The sequence below is a fragment of the Paenibacillus luteus genome (assembly GCF_006542765.1).
Classification (GTDB): domain Bacteria; phylum Bacillota; class Bacilli; order Paenibacillales; family Paenibacillaceae; genus Pristimantibacillus; species Pristimantibacillus luteus.
Genome location: NZ_SKCD01000011.1, coordinates 182,713 through 202,458, shown reverse-complemented (window position 1 = coordinate 202,458; position 19,746 = coordinate 182,713). Strand labels below are relative to the sequence as shown.

General features: G+C 47.0%; 19 protein-coding genes. 12 read left to right on the top strand and 7 right to left on the bottom strand.

What is annotated here, in order from left to right; genetic code table 11:
- Positions 1-38 precede the first annotated feature (38 nt).
- The gene (locus E0496_RS08900; RefSeq protein WP_338325832.1) at positions 39-1,226 is read right to left on the bottom strand and encodes an ROK family protein; all 1,188 of its coding nucleotides are present in this window, start codon (positions 1,224-1,226) and stop codon (positions 39-41) included.
- A gap of 325 nt (positions 1,227-1,551) precedes the next feature.
- Between E0496_RS08900 and E0496_RS08895 the strand changes: the two genes are divergently transcribed.
- Entirely contained in the window at positions 1,552-2,199 is a 648-nt protein-coding gene (locus E0496_RS08895) for a GntR family transcriptional regulator (protein WP_141501232.1), read from the top strand.
- A 51-nt stretch (positions 2,200-2,250) separates the two neighbouring features.
- Positions 2,251-3,420: a helix-turn-helix domain-containing protein gene (locus tag E0496_RS08890; RefSeq protein ID WP_141501231.1), complete on the top strand. Its 1,170-nt coding sequence runs from the start codon at positions 2,251-2,253 to the stop codon at positions 3,418-3,420.
- A gap of 62 nt (positions 3,421-3,482) precedes the next feature.
- Here the strand turns inward: E0496_RS08890 and E0496_RS08885 are convergent, their stop codons facing one another.
- Complete coding sequence (locus E0496_RS08885) at positions 3,483-4,388, bottom strand: RraA family protein (RefSeq protein ID WP_141501230.1); 906 nt, start codon at positions 4,386-4,388, stop codon at positions 3,483-3,485.
- A gap of 288 nt (positions 4,389-4,676) precedes the next feature.
- Between E0496_RS08885 and E0496_RS08880 the strand changes: the two genes are divergently transcribed.
- The 4 genes from E0496_RS08880 to E0496_RS08865 are packed head-to-tail and all read left to right on the top strand — an operon-like array spanning position 4,677 to position 8,852.
- Positions 4,677-5,639, top strand: coding sequence for a carbohydrate ABC transporter permease (locus E0496_RS08880; protein ID WP_141501229.1), 963 nt, complete (start codon positions 4,677-4,679; stop codon positions 5,637-5,639).
- Entirely contained in the window at positions 5,636-6,466 is an 831-nt protein-coding gene (locus E0496_RS08875; protein ID WP_141501228.1) for a carbohydrate ABC transporter permease, read from the top strand. Before E0496_RS08880 ends, E0496_RS08875 begins: the two co-directional genes overlap by 4 nt.
- A gap of 39 nt (positions 6,467-6,505) precedes the next feature.
- On the top strand, positions 6,506-7,855 hold the full coding sequence (locus tag E0496_RS08870) for an ABC transporter substrate-binding protein (RefSeq protein ID WP_141501227.1): 1,350 nt from the start codon (positions 6,506-6,508) through the stop codon (positions 7,853-7,855).
- A 25-nt stretch (positions 7,856-7,880) separates the two neighbouring features.
- Positions 7,881-8,852: a mannonate dehydratase gene (locus E0496_RS08865; RefSeq protein ID WP_141501226.1), complete on the top strand. Its 972-nt coding sequence runs from the start codon at positions 7,881-7,883 to the stop codon at positions 8,850-8,852.
- A gap of 118 nt (positions 8,853-8,970) precedes the next feature.
- Here E0496_RS08865 and E0496_RS08860 read toward each other — a convergent pair whose 3' ends face one another.
- Genes E0496_RS08860 through E0496_RS08850 form a run of 3 tightly spaced genes read right to left on the bottom strand, consistent with a single transcriptional unit; the run spans position 8,971 to position 11,998 of the window.
- On the bottom strand, positions 8,971-10,359 hold the full coding sequence (locus E0496_RS08860) for a mandelate racemase/muconate lactonizing enzyme family protein (protein WP_141501225.1): 1,389 nt from the start codon (positions 10,357-10,359) through the stop codon (positions 8,971-8,973).
- A gap of 52 nt (positions 10,360-10,411) precedes the next feature.
- Complete coding sequence (locus tag E0496_RS08855; RefSeq protein WP_141501224.1) at positions 10,412-11,197, bottom strand: SDR family NAD(P)-dependent oxidoreductase; 786 nt, start codon at positions 11,195-11,197, stop codon at positions 10,412-10,414.
- Between the two features lie 21 nt (positions 11,198-11,218).
- Positions 11,219-11,998 (bottom strand): SDR family NAD(P)-dependent oxidoreductase, encoded by a 780-nt coding sequence (locus E0496_RS08850; RefSeq protein WP_141501223.1) that lies wholly within the window; start codon positions 11,996-11,998, stop codon positions 11,219-11,221.
- 164 nt (positions 11,999-12,162) lie between these two features.
- Between E0496_RS08850 and E0496_RS08845 the strand changes: the two genes are divergently transcribed.
- Positions 12,163-12,672 carry a hypothetical protein gene (locus E0496_RS08845; protein ID WP_141501222.1) on the top strand — a complete coding sequence of 170 codons (510 nt, stop codon included), beginning with the start codon at positions 12,163-12,165 and terminating at the stop codon, positions 12,670-12,672.
- An 85-nt stretch (positions 12,673-12,757) separates the two neighbouring features.
- Here the strand turns inward: E0496_RS08845 and E0496_RS08840 are convergent, their stop codons facing one another.
- On the bottom strand, positions 12,758-13,288 hold the full coding sequence (locus tag E0496_RS08840; protein WP_141501221.1) for a PCYCGC motif-containing (lipo)protein: 531 nt from the start codon (positions 13,286-13,288) through the stop codon (positions 12,758-12,760).
- A gap of 164 nt (positions 13,289-13,452) precedes the next feature.
- Here E0496_RS08840 and E0496_RS08835 point away from each other — a divergent pair, with 164 nt between their 5' ends.
- From E0496_RS08835 to E0496_RS08825, 3 genes are all read left to right on the top strand, one after another.
- A complete protein-coding gene (locus E0496_RS08835) occupies positions 13,453-14,460 on the top strand; it encodes an SDR family oxidoreductase (protein WP_141501220.1) in 1,008 nt (335 codons plus the stop codon).
- Between the two features lie 474 nt (positions 14,461-14,934).
- The gene (locus E0496_RS08830) at positions 14,935-16,005 is read left to right on the top strand and encodes a glucosaminidase domain-containing protein (protein ID WP_141501219.1); all 1,071 of its coding nucleotides are present in this window, start codon (positions 14,935-14,937) and stop codon (positions 16,003-16,005) included.
- 83 nt (positions 16,006-16,088) lie between these two features.
- The gene (locus E0496_RS08825) at positions 16,089-16,619 is read left to right on the top strand and encodes a hypothetical protein (RefSeq protein ID WP_141501218.1); all 531 of its coding nucleotides are present in this window, start codon (positions 16,089-16,091) and stop codon (positions 16,617-16,619) included.
- An 86-nt stretch (positions 16,620-16,705) separates the two neighbouring features.
- Here the strand turns inward: E0496_RS08825 and E0496_RS35855 are convergent, their stop codons facing one another.
- Positions 16,706-16,852 carry a hypothetical protein gene (locus tag E0496_RS35855; RefSeq protein WP_175598031.1) on the bottom strand — a complete coding sequence of 49 codons (147 nt, stop codon included), beginning with the start codon at positions 16,850-16,852 and terminating at the stop codon, positions 16,706-16,708.
- A 163-nt stretch (positions 16,853-17,015) separates the two neighbouring features.
- Between E0496_RS35855 and E0496_RS08820 the strand changes: the two genes are divergently transcribed.
- Both E0496_RS08820 and E0496_RS08815 read left to right on the top strand, forming a co-directional pair.
- A complete protein-coding gene (locus tag E0496_RS08820) occupies positions 17,016-18,503 on the top strand; it encodes a spore germination protein (RefSeq protein WP_241674649.1) in 1,488 nt (495 codons plus the stop codon).
- Positions 18,504-18,537: 34 nt separating this feature from the next.
- On the top strand, positions 18,538-19,746 hold the full coding sequence (locus E0496_RS08815; RefSeq protein ID WP_141501217.1) for a Ger(x)C family spore germination protein: 1,209 nt from the start codon (positions 18,538-18,540) through the stop codon (positions 19,744-19,746).

The window sequence follows — 19,746 nt, the reverse complement described above, 5'->3', positions numbered from 1 at the left end:
CGCTTTGCTATGATGTACATGGTTCAAGTAATTTACCGTTAATTGAGCTCCCAATCCTGCAAAACCATAATAGCGGCTCCAGCTGTAACGGCATCCTCCGTCAACTGGCCTTGCGTAAATTTAGGCTCGTATTGCTGCGAATAATAGATGTTGCTCCGCGCCACTTGAATGACCGTATCATAGATGGTCTTGTGTACCTTGACGAGCGGACCGCCGAGAATAACCGCTTCCGGATGCAAAATGTTAATCAAATTGGCAATGCCGATGCCCAGATAGGTTGCAGTTTGCAGAAATTGCTCGGTAACGAGAGCGTCCTTCTGGATAAAAGCTTTCTGCAGCGCTTCGAACTGGACTTCCTCCGGAGGAAACCCAGAGAGCAAGCTTGTCCGGCCAAGCTTAAGCTGTGAGCGAATTTTTTTCTCCAAGGCAGGTATGGAAACCAGCGCCTCAAGCGCACCATAATTTCCTTCATCGCCGAGTCTTGGGCCATCGGTCTGAATGATCATTTGCCCGAAGGAGCCTTCCATGTCTACGGCGCCACGCACAATTTGACCGTTGGAGAGCATAGCGGTTCGCAAGCCAACACCCGCGTGCACATAAACCATATGCCTGACTTCTTCGCTGCGAAGTGCCCAGTGTTCCCCGATAATCGCCGTATTAGCTCCGTTATCGAGCAGCGCGGACAGGCCTAGCCGCTCTTGCAGCCACTCGCAAATCGGTACATTACTCCAGCCGTCGGCAGGGAAGTAGCGCGGCTGCAGCATAATGCCATCCTCGCGGCTTAAAGGTCCAACAGCACCAATCCCAATACCGATCACTTTCTCGCGCTCAACGCCGCACTCACTCATCATTCGTTCAGCCATGTCGGTAATTTTCGACAGCAACCGCTCCGGCGTCATGTGTTCATCCATCTTCCATCTCTCGAACGCCAACGGCTTTAGGTTGAGGTCGTAAAGGCCGATGGAGGAGCTGAAGCGGGAAATTTCAAGTCCGAAAACAGCGCGGTGACCGGGGTTAACCCGGTATAAAATCGGCTTTCGTCCTCCGGTGGAGCGGCCCAGCTCGGATGCGAGAATTAATCCGTCGCTTAGCAGTTCTTCCAGCAGTCGAGACAAGCTTGTGCTTGTAACCGTCAGGCGTTCCATTAGCGCGGCTTTAGACACTAATCCATTGCGAATAATATAATCAAACACTTGTTTTTTTATCGTCGGATGCTTTACATTCATCATCATATCTCCATTTGTCCAAGTAGTTATATCGGATATAAACCAATCTCTATTATATGCTGTTCTAGGGGGGATGACTAGATACGCGATATAAATAAATGGTTGGTAACCAAATGATTTTAAAATTGTGTGGCATTCGACAAATTAATCGGTTGTTTTGGCTGGTAATAAGTTCTATAATAACGGTAAGCAACAGATTATCGATAATCCGACCCAATGGGGGAGGCAGGACAAAGTAATTTTTTTTGGAGCGATTTGTTAACGCTTTCTTTTTTAAAACTAGATTATCGATAATCGATAATGTGAACCGAAAGAGGTGAGATTGATGTATGGAAACGTCCCTTATGCACCCGTTAACTCGATTAGCGAGCATGTCTACACGACGATAAAAAAAGAAATTCTTGCGGGCGAGCTGCAGCCGGGGGCGCGTTTGCTCGTGCTTGAAATTGCCAAAAAATTCAATATCAGCCAAGCGCCGGTTCGTGAAGCACTGGAGAGACTCAAATCCGCAGGATTTATTTCGGGTATTCCGAATAAGGGCTCGGTCGTGTCCACGATTACTTCAAAGGAAATTAAAGATATATTCGAGCTTCGAGAAATTATCGAGGGATTTGCTGTAAGGCAGACGATGCGCCAGCTCACCGTAGCTGATTATGCTTACCTTGAAGAAATTATCCGCAAAATGCATGAGGCCCATGAGCAAAATGATATTTTGAGCATATTGGAGCTGGATATGGAATTTCACGGTTTCTTTTACCGTCGCTGTGACAACCACATGATTTTGGAGCTTTGGAACCAAATGCGGATGAAGGTGATGCGTTTCATGGCCATTTCCAACCGTCATTATAAAACAGACGGACTTGCGGATTGGCATCTTCGATTAATTGAGGTGCTGCGTTCTGGTGACGCGGACCTGGCCGAGCAAACGTTTATTGAGCATATGCATTCTTACAAAATGATTCATCTTGGTTAAAAATGAAATCAAGCATCTCGCAAGTCAACCTTACAAAAGGGGTAATGGCGCATGCTGAGTGAAGGATTATTGTTTAAAGAGGATGTCATCTTAACGTGGATGAGGGATCGTTTTTTACGGAATTTGGTTTCCAATGCAAATATAGCGAGGCCTGATGTGAAAGAGAGCTTTTCGCGGCTGCAGCTGAACCCTTACTTTACGTTCCCAGCTCTAGCCTTGCTAGAGCCTGCCTTTTGTTTCCATGATGAGCATGAGAAAATTATTTACTTGGAGCGCATGCGTGATTTTCTACACAAAAAGATATCCGATGGCAGCGTCGTATTTGTAGACGAAGAGGGTAGGGTAGGGTGGCTCTTCTCATGGGTATCCAAAGAAGCGATCAACGCGATCCAGTCTATGCTGAAAGACTATTTCCAAAAACCCTTTAATGTCGGGGTAGGAAAGCCCTGCAGCCATTTACAGTATATAGCGCAATCCTATAGACAAGCCTCGGCAGCGCTGCAGCATAAATTTTACCGTGGGACGGGCAAGATCATTTATTATAGCGAACTTGACAATTATGAATCATTGCTGCAATACCCCTCCGACAAGGAGAAGGAGCTATTCGACACCTACAAAGCTGCAGAATCAGAGTCGGAGATTGCACAATGCGTCCTGAATTTTTATGAAGAGATGCTGCGCAAAGGACCCATCGACACGCAAAACATATACGATACGACGGTCAGGCTGCTGGTTGGCGTGGAGAAACGCGTGCTTGCCGAAGCAGAGAACATAATTGATTACGAAAGATTCGATGTCGTGTCGATTGTGAAGCTTGCTACGCTTGATGAAATTAAGCAATACGTGATCCATTTTCTGATCGGGTTAAAGGATGTGCTGATGCATGGCCAGAAGGAAAGCCATCGGAGCATTATCAAGAAGACGATTCACCACATGGAGCAGGAATGCCAATATGCTTCCTTGCAAAGCGTCGCCCAAAAGGTATACATGACCCCGACCTATTTAAGTCTCTTGTTCAAAATGAATACCGGCAAAACTTTCATCGAGCACTTGACGGACATCCGGATTGACAAAGCGAAGGACATGCTCAAGAGCACACATTTCAAAAATTATGAGGTCGCTGAAAAAGTGGGCTATCAGGATCCGCGGTATTTTAGCCAAATTTTCAAAAAGAAGGTTGGACTCTCGCCTAGCGAATATAGGGATTCGGTCGGCAAATAAGAGGATGGCACCAAAAAGGACTCTATTGGCAAAGACGCTGCCGACAAGAGTCCTTATTTGTATTACAGACGAACATCGCTTTGAGGGCCATTACGTTCCGTCGCGCGCACATTCTCTAGCTCGGAGGTCCAGCATAAATGCCGATACTCAGCCGCAGCCCCCTCATTTTCGAACCAATCCAGGAAGTCCGTCCACAGCGCCAAGTCCCAAGCCGCATCGATTTGTGCCGTTGTATAGACGCTGTCGCGCAAGCGAATAAATCCGAATACGTCCCGAACCTGGGATTTTTCCGCTTGCACGACGGTAAGCTCCGCCAGATGGGGAGGAATAAAGATAACCCCGGCCGGCGTACCGAGAACAACATCGCCAGGCATGCAGATCGCCTTGCCAATGCGCGTCGGCACGTTCATGCCTACCATCGTTACGTCCGCAATGGCGGTCGGATCACTGCCCCGATAAAACACATTGATGTTCTCAATTTCCACCACTTGCTGGTTATCGCGAATCCCGCCCCAGATGACCGCTCCGCCGCGCTTTGTTCGCGTGGAGATCGCTGTCGACAAATTTCCACCTACGTAAGTACCCAGATGCACCTTGTCGAACATATCAACGACGACAACGTCATCCTCCACCAGCGTATCGATTACCCACTGATTGAAGAAGCCTTTGCGTTCCTCCTGCTCGTGCCCGTAGTTAAGAAGGGTTTCATGCAAATCAGGCCGCTTCGGCACCATGACCGCCGTAACCGCGCGTCCAACCATCGTTTGCTTAGGATGAATGATTTTGAAATCACCCTCAAATTGAAAGGTGTAACCTCTGTTCCAGAGTGGGCCCCAGGCCTCCTCCAGCGTAATTTTGCGCATGCGGCGCAGCACGTCCTCGGATACTTTTGGCCGACCGTTAGGAAAGCGTTCACCCTCCCAAAGCGGCGTTAGCTGAATGATATCTTCCGGGTTATCGAATTTCATTTGAGCACCTCTTTCGCTAGCGTGATTGTCAGGCCTAAGCCCCGTTTCCTATCTCTATTGTTAGGGACGTTGCTGTATTTGTCGATGCGACTTTCTTAAGGCATTTGCCCGCCATCTATGAATTTTTCACACTATATAAAATCAAACGAATTCATAAATTATTCACCTTCAACGATGTAACCGCTTTCGTATAAAGTAAGGGAACGTTATCCAGCAGGTGTAACGAGCTTCTTGCGAGCATAGAACGCTTAGCAAAGGGTAAACCCGCGGACGAGAGGAAGGGGAGGAATGAACGAGGTGAAGACAGCGCATACGGAAAAGACGCGTACAAGCAGCCGGCAAACCAAAACCGCACGCCAGAAAACAAAATCCAACCTAGCGGCAGGTTACATTTTTATATCCCCATGGCTGATCGGCTTTCTGCTGCTCACGCTTTGGCCGATCGCGCAATCCTTTTATTTATCATTCACCGACTATTCATTGCTGGAGGAACCGGTTTGGACGGGGCTGGACAATTACACGAAAATATTTACGGCCGACACCACCTTTACCAAATCGCTTAGCGTAACGTTTATGTTTGTCCTGTTTTCGGTACCGCTTAAGCTGTTTTTCTCGCTAATGGTCGCTTTGGCGCTTAACAAAAACATTCGAGGAATGAATATTTACCGGACAGCCATTTATTTTCCGTCCCTGATCGGGGGCAGCATCGCGGTAGCTGCTCTGTGGCGCAATATGTTTGGAATTGATGGGTATATCAATCAGGTGTTGGCCTGGTTTGGCATCGAGGGCGTTGGATGGATATCCAATCCGGATACGTCGCTTGGAACACTGATCCTGCTTAACACCTGGCAGTTTGGTTCAACGATGGTGATTTTTCTAGCAGGCCTTAAGCAGGTGCCCCAGGAGCTTTATGAATCGGCTTCGGTAGACGGTGCTGGGGAATTTAGGAAATTCATCAGTATCACGCTGCCGATGCTCTCGCCCGTTATGTTCTTTAACCTCGTGCTCGGTATTATCGGGTCGTTTCAAACGTTTACCTCTGCTTTTATTATCACGAAGGGCGGACCCATCAACTCTACCTATATGTATGCCATGTTCCTGTACGAGAAAGCATTCAAGCATTACCAGATGGGGTATGCTTCCGCGCTGGCGTGGATCCTGCTGACGATTGTGGCGTTATTGACGATTATTAATTTTGCGGCTTCGAAGTATTGGGTATTTTACGAGTCGGACGGAGGGAAACCGAAATGAATTCGCTGCGGTCTAAGCTGACGAGCCATTTGTATCTAACCCTTTTCTCCTTTCTGATGCTATATCCGGTCATTTGGTGGGCAGGGGCTTCCTTGAAAAAAACAGAGGAGCTGAGCTTGCCGACGATTTGGCCTTCAACACCAATGTGGAGCAATTACTGGAAGGGCTGGCATTTCTCTTCGGAATATACGTTTGCTCATTTTTTTGGAAATACATTGTTGATGGAGCTCGGCAACGTTCTTGGTGGCGTAGCTACAGCGGCTATCGTTGCCTATGGCTTTGGAAGGCTGAACTTTAAGCTTCGTGGCTTCTGGTTTTCCATTTTGCTCCTGACGATGATGCTTCCGGGACAAGTTACAGTTGTTCCTCAGTATATTCTCTTTAACAAGCTAGGTTTTGTTGACAGCTATGTTCCGCTCGTGCTGCCTCATTTTTTTGGCGGCGGGGCATTCTTTATCTTCTTGTTAGTCCAGTTTATCCGGGGCATTCCAAGAGATCTTGATGAGGCGGCAACGATCGACGGCGCGAGTGTGTACGGCATCTTTTGGCGTGTCGTCCTGCCATTGCTCAAACCGGCGCTGGTCACTGTAGCGATCTTTACGTTCATTTGGAGCTGGGATGATTTTTTTGCCCAAGTGCTTTACTTAAGCTCCATCGATAAATTTACCGTCGGTTTAGCCTTACGCATGTTTATTGACCAGTTCGACATTCAGTGGGGGCAATTGCTAGCCATGTCCTTGCTGTCGATATTCCCTTCGGTACTTATCTTTTTCCTTGCGCAGAAGCACTTTGTCGAAGGAATAGCTACAACAGGCTTGAAAGGTTAAACGCTTTATATTTTAACAGGTTAAAGGGGATGACTCAGAATGGTCAAAGGTTGGTCAAGAAGCACGATATTCCTAATATTTGCAATGCTGCTGATATTATCGGCATGCAGTGGTGGCGGGGGAAATAACGGCGGGAAGCAAACCGACGAGGGCGGGAAAAGCAACACGGAGCAAGGCAATAAAGAAGAAAAGCCAGCAGGCGGCAATACAACGCTGAGCATCATGTGGTGGGGACCTGATGCCCGTCATGAAGCAACCCAAAAAGCACTTGATATTTACACCAAACAAAATCCAAACGTTACATTTAAGCCCGAATTTATGGCATGGGATGCCTTCTGGCAGAAGCTTCCTACACTGGCTGCGTCGAAGTCGATTACAGATGTGCTGCAGATGGATGCTGCTTATATCCAGGAATATGTATCGCGCGGGCAATTGGAGGATCTCTCCGATATTGACTTGAGCGGAATTGTAGATCCATCGGTCATCGCTAATTTACAAATTGACGGCAAGCTGTATGGCATACCACTCAGTCAAAATGCACAAGGGATGGCCTTTAACAAACCGGAGCTTGAGCAGCTTGGCATACCGCTCCCGCACAAGGATTGGACGTATGAGGAGTATTTCCAATGGGCCAGAGACGCGAGAGAAAAGCTGCCGGAAGGCAAATATCCGATTGGCGATACGACGACTTGGGATGCATTCAACTATTATCAAACGGCCATGGGCAAACCTCCGATTATGTCCGATGGCGGCAAAACATTTACGCTCGACAAATCATTGTTTATGACCTTCTATCAAACCTATGAAGAATTCCGTAAAGCAAAAATTGTCCCTCCAGCCGAGAAAGCGGCATCATTCCTTGAAAATGATCCACAAGCGGACCCTATGGCCTCAGGCGTCGTCATGACCAGAGGCGCGACCACTGGCTCTGTAAGCGCTTTAGAGCAGCTTATGCCAGGCAAAGTTGGCGTGGTTAACATGCAGGTCGGCCCTGCAGGCGGCGGCTGGGCTCAGTCAACGATCTTCCTTAGCATCAGCGCAAACTCGAAAAATAAGGATGAAGCGAAAAAATTCGTAAGATGGTTTATTGCTGATCAAGAAGCAGGAAAGGCGCTAGGCCTTACGCGCGGGATTCCGATTAATCCGGAAGTATACAATGCGCTCGAGCCAACGCTTGAGAACAAGGATAAGCTGGGCAAAGAGATTTACGATCTTTCATTGGACAAAGCTTTGCCATTCTATCCACCAGCAGCAGGTTTCTCGGAATGGGTCGATACGTACAAGAAAGAAATGGAAGCCGTAACCTTCGGCCAGCAATCCATTGAGGATGCGTTCAACAAAATTGATAAAATGGGCAAAGAATTAGCAGCCAAAGCAGGCGGCCAATAAATTTACAGAGTGAGGTGTCGTATTCATGCAGCTAGCAGAAGTGTTTCCGTCCCAGCCGAACCGGCTTTGGCATTTGGCGAAGCAGCTTGGCGTCAATCACGCGGTTGGAGGCTTGCCTTGGGAAGAGAAAGTCGAGAAGCCCTGGGATCTCATGCCGCTTATCCGGATGAAGCAGCGGTTTTCCGATTTTGGACTGGAGCTGTTAGTCATTGAATCCATGCCGCCGAGCAATGAAATTAAGCTAGGTACGGCTGGGCGAGATGCAGAGATCGAAGTGTTCCAGCAGTTTATCCGAAATATGGGAGCTGCCGGCATTCCTGTGCTTTGCTATAATTTCATGGCACAGTTTAACTGGTTTCGGACTTCAACAACGACACGTACAAGAGGCGGCGCGCTCGTATCGAGCTACGACCACAGCTTGATGAAGGATGCCCCCTTAACGGAGGCAGGTATTGTTACGGAGGATCAGCTCTGGGAAAATCTCCGCTACTTTATGGAACGTATCGTTCCCGTAGCAGAGCAAGCGAGGGTGAAGCTCGCGCTTCACCCTGATGATCCCCCAATTACGCCGATACGGGGCATATCGCGAATATTGCGAAGTGCAGCTGCTTTGCAGCGGGCCATTGATCTCGTGCCTAGCCCGTATAACGGAATCACGTTGTGCCAAGGCACCTTGGCTACGGCAGGGGACGATATTCCGAGCGTGATTCGACATTTTACCAAGCAGGATAAACTATTTTTTGTTCATTTTCGGGATGTAATCGGCACGCCTGAGAAATTTGAAGAGACCTTCCACGATGACGGGAAAACCAATATGCTCGAGGCGATGCACACTTATTATGAGGTAGGTTTCCAAGGGCCGGCAAGACCTGACCATGTACCGACGATGGAAGGAGAGGAAAACACGAATCCGGGTTATGAGCTGCTAGGCCGCTTATATGGAATCGGCTATATCCGCGGATTAATGGAGGCGGCAGGCGTTCGGGAATATGCGTAAGCCATAGCTAAAAGGACGAGATGTTTCAACATCTCGTCCTTCTTTTTTGATATGATCTATCATGTTTTAAAAAGAACAGCTGAGCAGGAAAGTCTGCTCAGCTGCTTTTATGTTCGTTTTAGCTCCAAAGCCGGTCATTCGAGTAGTAGTGGTTCCAATTATCCGTTGCTTCCCATAAGCCGGGTATTTTCGGATGCAGATGCTGGGCCAGCACTTCGTCATTCAAATCGTCTATTCCAAGTCCAGGAGCGTCGGTCATATGGATAAAGCCGTTTTGTACAAGCTTCTTCGGCAGCTTGCTGCCAATAATGATATCATCCCACCAAGGCACCTCGCAGGAATGGTATTCCAGTGCCATAAAGTTTTCGGTAGCAGCAGCGACATGAGCGGCCGCAAGGCATGCGATAGGACTCTCTGCCATATGAATGGCCATCGCCACGCCATATTCTTGCGCCATATCGCCGATTTTTTTGGTCTCTAGAATGCCGCCAGTCGTCAGCACATCCGGATGGATCACAGATACGCCGCCTGCTTCCAGAAGCGGACGGAAATTTTCCTTCAAATAGATATCCTCACCTGTGCATATCGGAGTAGCGACAGCACGTGCCAGCTTCGCGTATTGTTCCGTATACTGCCAAGGAAGCATATCTTCCATCCAAGCCAGATTAAATTTATCGACGCGTCTTCCGAGCTTAATGCAATCCTCAAGGCCAATATGGCCAAAATGGTCAACCGCCAGAGGCACCTCGTAACCGATGACCGCCCGGACATCTGCAACGTACTGCTCCAGCAGATCAAGACCTTTCTCCGTCACATGGATGGCCGTGAACGGATGCGGAATATTGTTGATTTCAAAATGTTTATTGCGGATATCGCGAATCTCGTCCTCGGTAAGGGTATCTTGATTGGAACTGTACCGATTTTTGGAGATGTCCCGCATTTCCTGAAGGAAACCTACAGGAGCGCTTAATGTGCCTGGCTCATCAATAATTTGGCCAATGCCCAGATCCATTTTGAGGAAAGAGAAGCCTTCATCCATTCGTTTCTTAAGTGCCAAGCCCATAGCTGTGCCCGTATCCTTGCCTACGACCTCGGTATCGCAATACATTCTGATCTTCTCGCGGAATTTCCCGCCAAGCATTTGATAAATCGGGACGCCGTAAGCTTTGCCAGCCAAATCCCATAACGCGATTTCAAGCCCGCTGACGCCGCCGCCTTGGCGGGCATGCCCGCCAAACTGCTTAATGCGGCGGAACAGCTTGTCGATGTTGCAAGGGTTCTCGCCAAGCAATCTCCCTTTCAAAATTTGGGCATATACCTTATCGGCACCATCCCGAACCTCGCCAAAGCCAACTAATCCTTGATTGGTATACACTTTAATCAAGCTGCTGTGGAAAGGGCCACCAACAATATCGGTAAACCTAATATCAGTGATGCGCAGCGTAGCGGGACTGGAGAAGGTGCTGACATGCGCTAACGTTTCTTCATAGGATTGGTTATTGGACACAGACAATCACTCCTAGTATGGAATAAGGTTGAACAAGCAGCTATACGTTGATTTAGAGCAGCATACTGCCACCGTCAAGCCGAATGGAAGACCCTGTCATGAATTCACTCTCGTCAGAAGCGATAAAACAAACCAGCTGCGCCACATCAAGCGGGCGTCCCACACGACCAAGCGGGAATTTATCGCGAATCGATCTGGTCGTTTTTTTAAGCTTTGTTATATCCTCCGCAGTCATAATCGGCTTGGACTCACGCGCGCTTTGCTTGCCGACGTCTACGGCACCAGGCTCAATCGTGTTGACGGTAATCCCATACTGGGCGAGCTCGATCGCGCTTTCCCTGCCTAACATGCGAATGCCACCCTTGGTCATCGAATAGACGGCATCAAAGTCGGTCGGACGTTTGCTGTGAACCGAAGACATGTTAATAATTCGCCCGAAATGCTTTTTTTTCATATGAGGAACAACGGCCTGAATGCACTGCCAATAGCCCTTCAAATTGATGTTCATCATGCGGTCAAAGGAAGCCTCGTCATAATCGAAGAAGTTATAATTGAGCTGGAGAGCGGCGTTGTTGACCAAGATATCAATCCCGCCATAATGATCTACAACGGTTCGGATCATATGATCAATTTCTTTTTTTACAGCCACATTTGCTTGTACAAGGATCGCATCACCGCCAAACTCGTCAATCTGCTGCTTGGTATGGAGAGCTCCCGCATCGCTTTGATTATAATGAATGGCCACCAAAGCCCCTCTGTGAGCAAGCTCAATGGCAACGCCCTTGCCAATTCCCGTGCCTGCGCCAGTTACTAGAGCCACTTTGCCTGCTATACTCATGTTACACCTCCCGTATGGCGGTTAAGGTTGTTTCATTTTGGAATTCATATAGTGCAGAAGGAAGCCGCCATCCAGCCTGATATCGGAACCGTTGATATAACGGGAATAATCAGAGGAGAGGAAGGCAACAAGCTCTGCGAGATTCTCATCACTGCCCAGCACCGCATCGGGAACTTTATATTCATAATGATCGTATAGAGTGGAGAGTGTGCTCTTAAAACGTTCGTCATCTCCGGGAAGCGGTCCCAGCTCAATCGTGTTGACGCTTACGCCATACCGGCCCAAAGCTAGTGCAGCTTCCTTAGCGAGCATTTTGACAGCCCCTTTGGAGATGCTGTACGTGAAAGCAGATCCCGTAGGCTTTTCTGCATGAATCGAGGAAACAAAAATAATTTTGCCAGCTTGCGACTTCATCATTTGCTTGCCGACGGCTTGGGTACAGAAAAAAGCCGATTTGGCGTTTACGGCTATGCTGCTCAGAAATTGCTCTTCCTCGCCATATTCAATGGTGCTTGGTTTAATCTCTTGATTGTTATGGACCAAAACATCGACTGTGCCCAACTCATGCTCAGCGTGCTGCAGCATTCCTTCAATTTCAAGGCTTTTGCACAGGTCTATATTCACCATGATAGCCTTTAAGCCTGCATGACAGACAAGCTCTAATTCAGCTGATAATTCCAATCCGCCTGAGCTGCTGTTAAGAATAAAATGGGTGCGATCACTCGCTAACCGAGCAATCATCGCTTTGCCGCTGCGGCTGTCCGCATCCGTAATGAACACTAGCTTTTTTTGAAGATTCATAGATCCCCTCCATCAAGCAGACATGAGTTAACCGTAACACCTTGCAGCTTAATCTTAGTAAGTTTGACCCTGCTGTGGCGATGCCGTAAAGTTATGATTTTGTTTGTTTTTTTGCGAAACGTGAGCATGCTCAAGTCGTTGAAACGATATAATAGGAGGTTATCATGCGGATTTTGAATAAATATGTCATTATGGCAATGATTTTAGGCTTATTTATATCTTTGGCTGTTAGCTACGGGAACTACCGTACACTCAAAATCAATCATCTGGAGAAAGCCGGATTCATTAAAAATTTGCAGGCTGCCGTTAGTCAAAACAGCCAGTTGGATTTGAAGGAAACAACCGATTTCGAATGGGATACTCTGTATATGTTCCCTCCATATCTATCAAAAGCTGAAATGGAGAAAACCGTAGGCGTGAAATGGAGCGCTGAGCCAACCTATTTCAATTATTTGTCACATCAACTAACCGGAGAGGAATTCCCTTTATTGGATGATTCTCTTCATAAGCTTGTTTTCGTACGAGGTGATGACGTTGTACTAGATGTAACGCTTGATCGAATGCTAGTTGATTTTACTTCAACCACAAGGAAGGTCAGCCGTCATGAGGCAGTTTACGAAATCATACGAACGGATGAGGGTCTCTATCAGTTGAAAAATACGGAGGTAAAGTGAGACCTCTGTGAGACTTCTTCTGATTGGTTGTTGAGGCAAGAGCTGATGAGAGAAAGCCTCTTGCCTCTTAGTAAATACGTGGTAGTCAGGTGGCAGGTGGATATTCCGTTAACGTTGGCATTGCATACCCTTCTTTGTAGGTTTCGTCAATAAATGCGCGAATGCGTTCGTTTTCAATTCCCGTAGCTTTCATCGCTGCCGCAGTAACGGCAATTTCAACGCAGACACTGCAGCGGGTGCCGTGATCATCCCATAGGACTGACCCGTCATCCTTTACTTCAGCGATAAAGCAGTTTAGGTTGCTCTTGTGGCCGGCACTGTCGCCGCAGCCGCAATAGCAGGGGATAAAGGGCAAAATATCCGTTACAGTTGCGGCAGTTCGATAAGCGGTTTGTAAGGTTGAGGAAGCCGTATCCAGGAAAGAAGGCAGCGTTTCGAGCGAAGCCGTCCATTCTTGAAGATCTCCCGAATCGGTATGATGCTCACCATGTCCGGAGCCGCTTTCGATGTTGGCCTCATTCGTGGCTTTCGCCAGTTGAGTCTGGCTGCTGCATGCACTAAGCAGTATGGAAGATAGTAAGACGGAATAGAGTGTTGTTGTCGCTAAACGTTTCACGTAGGGCAACTCCTTATTTGTTTAGGTATGGCTATAGTATATCATTTTCAAATATTAAAAGATGATCTGCTATGGTACTATTAATTGACGATTGTGAACTTCTATATCATAGGCTTTCCGATGAAATCGTAAAAAAAACGATAGATCAAAAGGAGCGATTGACAATGAAGGTATTGTTTATTGGCGGAACAGGCTTAATTAGCGAGGCAGTGTCCAAGCTGGCGATAGAACGGGGAATAGAGCTGTATCTCTTTAACCGCGGGAAGCGGGATGCTCGTGTACCGAGTGGAGCAAAGGTCATCCATGGAGATATTAGAGATCCGAAATCTGCGGCAGCCGCTTTGGATGGTTATCATTTTGACGTCGTCGTCGATTGGATCGCTTTTACGCCTGAGCAGGTTAGCGTTGATATTGAATTGTTCCGTGGCCGTACGAAGCAATACATATTCATAAGCTCGGCATCGGCTTATCAGAAGCCGCCCGTGCATTATATCATTACGGAAGATGCCACGCCTCTTGAAAATAAATATTGGCAGTATTCCCGCGATAAGATTGCTTGCGAGCAGCTTTTGCAGGAAGAGCATGCGGCAACCGAATTTCCTTTCACCATCGTTCGTCCATCCTTCACCTACGGGGATACGATGATACCGGCAGCCTTAAATAGCTGGCCCCATCCGTGGTCTCTGATCGCACGCATTCGAGCGGGATTGCCGGTTATCGTTCATGGCGATGGTTCGTCATTATGGACGATGACACATAACTCGGACTTTGCAAAAGGGTTTGTCGGTTTGCTCGGTCGAGAGGAAGCGATTGGTGAGGCCTATCACATCACCTCCGATGAAGTGCTGACCTGGAATCAAATTTATGAAGCGATCGGCACAGCCGCTGGTGCTGAGCCGAAGCTTGTGCATATCTCGAGCGAGTTTCTCGTATCGCACGACCCTGAGCTTGCTGGCGGCCTGCTTGGCGATAAAGCCGTAACCAGCGTATTTGACAACAGCAAGATTAAACAGCTTGTACCAGAATTTGAAGCGACACTATCGTTTGCGGAAGGAATCAAACGAACGGTCGCTTGGTTTGAAGCTCACCCCGAGCGCTGCACGGAAGATTCCGAGTGGAACGAGCAGATGGATGCGATCATAACGGCGCACGCGTCCGGCTTTAAAAAATAAACACGGCACTTTTCTTATCAGACATCTTTATCAGCAAAGCTCTTATTCTCCCGGGAATAAGAGCTTTTTTGCATGGAAAAAAGGTAAAAAGAGCGCATAGAACTGCGATTTTACTCGTTTAATTTTTTCTTATAATTCATTGGATACATAAAAACTCGTCTTTTGAAGGGGACAGCGACATATAATCTTCACAGACCGTCCACTTATTCTTGTCAACCGTTTATCTTTATCGTAAAACTTCAATCGTGGCAAGGTGAAACAGATGTCGCCGTCCTTTGGCGGCGCAGCGCGTTTCATTCCGAGAAATGTAGAGAAGGGATAGCGAAATGATAACCTTTCCTATATTTCAAGGTGAAACAGATGTCGCCGTCCTCTGTAAGAGGAGGCGATCCGTTTCTCGCAGAACTATAAGGCTTATTGATCGTGTAAAACATATTAAAGTAAACTTCATTAACTTAAGGGAGAGGTATAACCATGCGAAAAAAGTTAAATCAGCATCTATTCGTCTATTTGCTTATTTTATCCTTAGTCATTACCTTAGGAATGAATGTTCAACCTTTAAATAACACGTCTGAAAATCATGTATTGGATGTACCTGAGAGGAATGTAGTCTCCGCTATAAGCACCGAACCGCTGCTTGCACCAACGAAAAGTTCTGCCATAACTCCTATCCCAATCTCGCGAACCTCAACGATCCCTGCCACGTCAGCCATTGCGCCCATTCCAGCTGACCCGCCTCCAATACCTACTGCTGACATCCCTGCCCCAACGAAGGAAGAAACGGCGATCACTGAAGAACTCGTACATACCTATGAAGTTACTGCTTTTTACTTAAATGTCCGCACAGAGCCAAATGCAAAGTCAGCTATTCAAAAAGTGGTTAAGCAAGCTACGAGGCTTGAGATCATTGCCGAAACAGAAAATGGCTGGCTGCAGCTGCAAAGCGGCGGATATATTCATGGAGGCTATGCCAAAAAGGTGAAAAATGAAGCTACCATCCTGTCCTTCTCCGTAACCGATACACGCCAGCCAACGATTGAAATTCAAGAGATCGGCGCCGAGCAAGCGCTGGAATCTGAAACTATAGATGAACTTCCCGATGAAGAACCGACCCAGCCAACCTCGATTGTGGAATCCGAATCCGGCTTAACGGAAGAACATATCGCTAAAATATTTGAAGGCACGGCGCTCTCCGGCGAGGATTTGGAACAAGCTATCCTCGAAATCGAGGAAGAGTATGGCATTAATGCTTATTTTACGATTGCAGTCATGAAGTTGGAGAGCGGAAATGGCAAGAGTCGATTGGCCAAAAACAAAAATAACCTATTTGGCCTGAACGCGATTGATGGCGACAAATACAATAAAGCATTCAGTTTTGAAACCAAAGGAGACAGCGTGCGAAAGTTCGGACAATTGTTATCCAGAAATTATGTGGGGAAAGGGCTCACCACCATCGAGAAGGTTGCCAAAAAATATTGCCCTGCCAATTCCAAGTGGCCGAGCTTAGTGAAAAGTATAATGAAAAGCGATTACCGAAAGCTTTAGCTTGGCAATTTGGCCTTAAATATGTTATTTTCTTCTCCTAGCCCTAACAAAACCAAGCTAGTGCTGCGTAGGAGGCCAACTGTATGCGTGAAATCGCTCAAAAGATGCCTTTTGGTTATGAACCGCCAAAGGATGAGCACAAAGGTACCCTCGTCTATTATGATTCGTTCCAGCATGTCACCGATCGAGAACTGGATGTCGCAGCCTATACGGCTAAGGATCGATCCTTCAGCAAGCTGGTGTTATACCCACTACATGAGCAGAGCGTGAAGCGGATGTCGAAGGACGAAGTAAGTCCTTTCCATAAACGAGAGGACCGGCTTCATGAATGGAGACATGATCGCGGAGAAACAAATGTAATCGTGGAAAGATTGGAAATCAAGCGTAAGAAGTATACACCTATCGATACGGCATTGCGGCATCTGGCTGAAACTTATCCTAAACCGTTGTTTCTACTTTTGAGCGGAGACATGGCTAATTTATTCGCTTCCTTCTCCTCCTTTGAAGAATGGATTGTTAAAATTCGGTTGCTATTGACTGAAGAGCCCTCCAAACTACACCCGCGATTATTGCAATACAAGCACCGCTGGGAACCCATTGTGAAAAAGGACTAATGTTTCTATCTGGCTGAACAAGACAAAGAGCTTTCCGTGAACGAATTCACGGGAAGCTCTTTGTTTTTGCACAAAATTACCACTGACTACCCCGTTGAAGGACTGTTTGGCACATGACCTTTTTGATTGCGATTTTCTTCAGTTGAAGCGGCAACGTTATTTTCAGCCTCTTTGGAGCTTGCTTCAAAAGCCTGATTCTTAGCTGGAATCGATTTATGTTTGTTATTTGCCATGTTAAACCTCCCAAAAGTAAACTGCTCTTCATCGTTGCACTTAATTAGATTAACCAAGTTTTCAGAAATTATCGGTTATTCCGGCTTTGTCTGGATAGGAAGCGGGGTACTGGAAAATAATAAGCAAACATTTAATCCCATCCAGATGAGGGGAACTCCTGCCATGGAAGCAAACGCTGCAAAAGCTGAACCTAGGATTTCAAAAGATTTGGAACAATCCAGACACCATATAGAACAATCACTCAAAGACTGCAGTGACGCTGCTTATCTCAGTTGCAAGCTTGGCGGTAAAGTGCCTGGCATGTTTGTATATTTTAATGGCCTGACGGATGAGGAACGGCTTAATGAGATCAGGCATTCCATGTTTAGTTGGGATTTCAGCGAGACTGAAGAATGGCTGGAAACGATGGAGCAAGAGGTAACCTCCTTTAGCTGTACGAGAATTGAAACCTTTCGGGAGATGATGAGTCAGCTTACGCTTGGGAATGCTGTTCTGTTCGTTGATGGATCCGATGGCGGCTATGTATTTTCCCTTGGCGACTGGCGTAAAAGAGCTATTGAAGACCCCGTCGCAGAGTCCGTGATTCGTGGTCCAAGGGAGGGATTTACGGAAACACTGGATGATAATATGTCGATGATCAGAAGGAGAATCCGAACGCCTTCACTTAAGATGAAGGGGATAGAGATTGGGGAATATACGAAAACAAGAATTGTTATCGGCTATGTTGAGGGGCTGGCTGCACCGGAGCTGATCGCCGAGATTGAACATCGTTTAGCGGCTATCGAAGTGGATGGCATATTAGAGAGCGGAAATATTGAGGAGTTTATCGAGGATCAGCCATACTCCCCGTTCCCCCAGTTAATATCAACCGAACGTCCTGATACGGTAGTTGCCGGCTTGCTGGAGGGAAGGGCAGTCATTTTGACAGACAATACCCCTTTTGTGCTCATTGCACCGATTAGCATTTTTTCTTTGCTTCAGTCACCAGAGGACTATTACCAGCGGTTTCTCATTTCAACTTTTATCCGTTGGTTGCGTTATTTATTTTTTCTAGTCGCGCTGCTTGTACCTTCGGCCTATGTTGCTTTATTAACGTACCATCAAGAAATGATACCTTCAGCTTTGCTGCTAAGTATTGCAAAATCAAGAGAATCGATCCCGTTTCCTGCTTTGGTTGAGGCATTTATTATGGAAACGATGTTTGAAGCATTACGCGAAGCGGGTGTAAGACTTCCCAAGCAGGTAGGTGCCGCGGTTAGTATCGTAGGGGCTTTGGTCATTGGACAAGCAGCCACCTCTGCCGGGCTCGTGTCTTCACCGATGGTTATGGTTGTAGCGATTACGGGGATTGCTTCCTTTTTGCTGCCCCATTATTCGGTTGGCATATCCATTCGGTTATTGCGGTTTCCAATCATGCTGCTTGCAGGTGTTCTTGGTTTACTCGGGCTGCTGATGGGTGTAATTGGCATCGTGATCCATTTGAGTGGTCTGCGTTCGTTTGGCGTTCCTTATTTATCGCCGCTCGCCCCGTTAATGGCCGGAGAATGGCAGGATGTAGTTATGCGTCCGCCAGCATGGAAGCCAAATCGGAGACCGCGCTTTACGAGAAGCGGAGGCAGTATTCGCAGAACAAAAGGTTCAAAACTTTAAGCCTGATACATCAGCAGAAAGAGAGTGAACAGCAATGAAGCGACGTATGATTCGGGCAATGTTATGCGGCCTCCTTTGTTGGAGCGTTCCTCTCATGACGAGCTGTTGGGATCGAGTCGAAGTGAATGATATTGCTATCATCGTTGGAGCTGGTATCGACCAAATGGACGGCAAGCAGGTGAAGCTTTCGGCGGAGATCTATATCCCTGTAGAAAGTACGGGGGAAGGTCAGGAGAGCGGCATGAAAGCGGGGAATGGCAACGGAAAAACATTTGTTTCCAGTGCGGCAGGCTCCTCTATGGCTGAAGCGATGTACAAGCTCCAAGAGCGTCTTTCCCGCAAGCTATATTGGGGCCATAATGATATTTTTGTCATTGGGCAAGCGAGGGCGGAGCACGGCATTGAGGATGACCTTGATTTTATTTTGAGATACGTTCGGATGCGCGAAAGAGCAAATATTTACATAGCGGAAGGCAGTGCTGTCGATGTGCTAGGCATCATACCCAGGCTAGAACCAAATTCGATGGAGGCATTAAGTGAGCTGTCCAAAACAGAAATCAGCATTACCGTTGATCTAAAGGAAATTATTGAACGAATTGTAGAAACGCCTGACGAAACCTACGCTATTCCATATATTAATCGCGGAAAGCTATTAACGGACGAGAGCCATGTGCGCAATCCGAACGTTCCTTATTTTAGGGGGATGAGTCTATTCAAGAAAGGAAAAATGAACGGAAATTTAAATTCAGACTTAACATGGGGATACTTCTGGATCACGAATCAAATCAAAGGAAATACGATTATTAGCTTGAAAATGCCGGAGGAACAAACCTTAGCCGTCCTACTAACTCACAGCAAAACAACACTGATTCCTTCAATCACGCCTGATGGAAAGTGGAAGATGAAAATAAAGGTTCGCGGAGAAGGCAATCTGCTGCAAAATACAAGCTCGCTCGATTTTATGAATCCAGCCCAGCATAAGGCTATGATCAAAAAAACGAATGAAGAGGTAGAGATGAGCATCAGGCAAACGTTAAAGGTACTTCAGAAAAAATACAAAACCGATGTCCTTGATTTCGGCGACCGTTTCCGTAAGCATGCTCCAAAGCAATGGCAGAAAGAAAAGAAAAACTGGAGTACCCTGTTCTCGGAAATAGAGACGGAACTAGATGTTGAAATCAACATCCAAAGACCAGGCATTTTAAACCAAAATATAAAAAAGATGAATCGAGTGAACAACTAA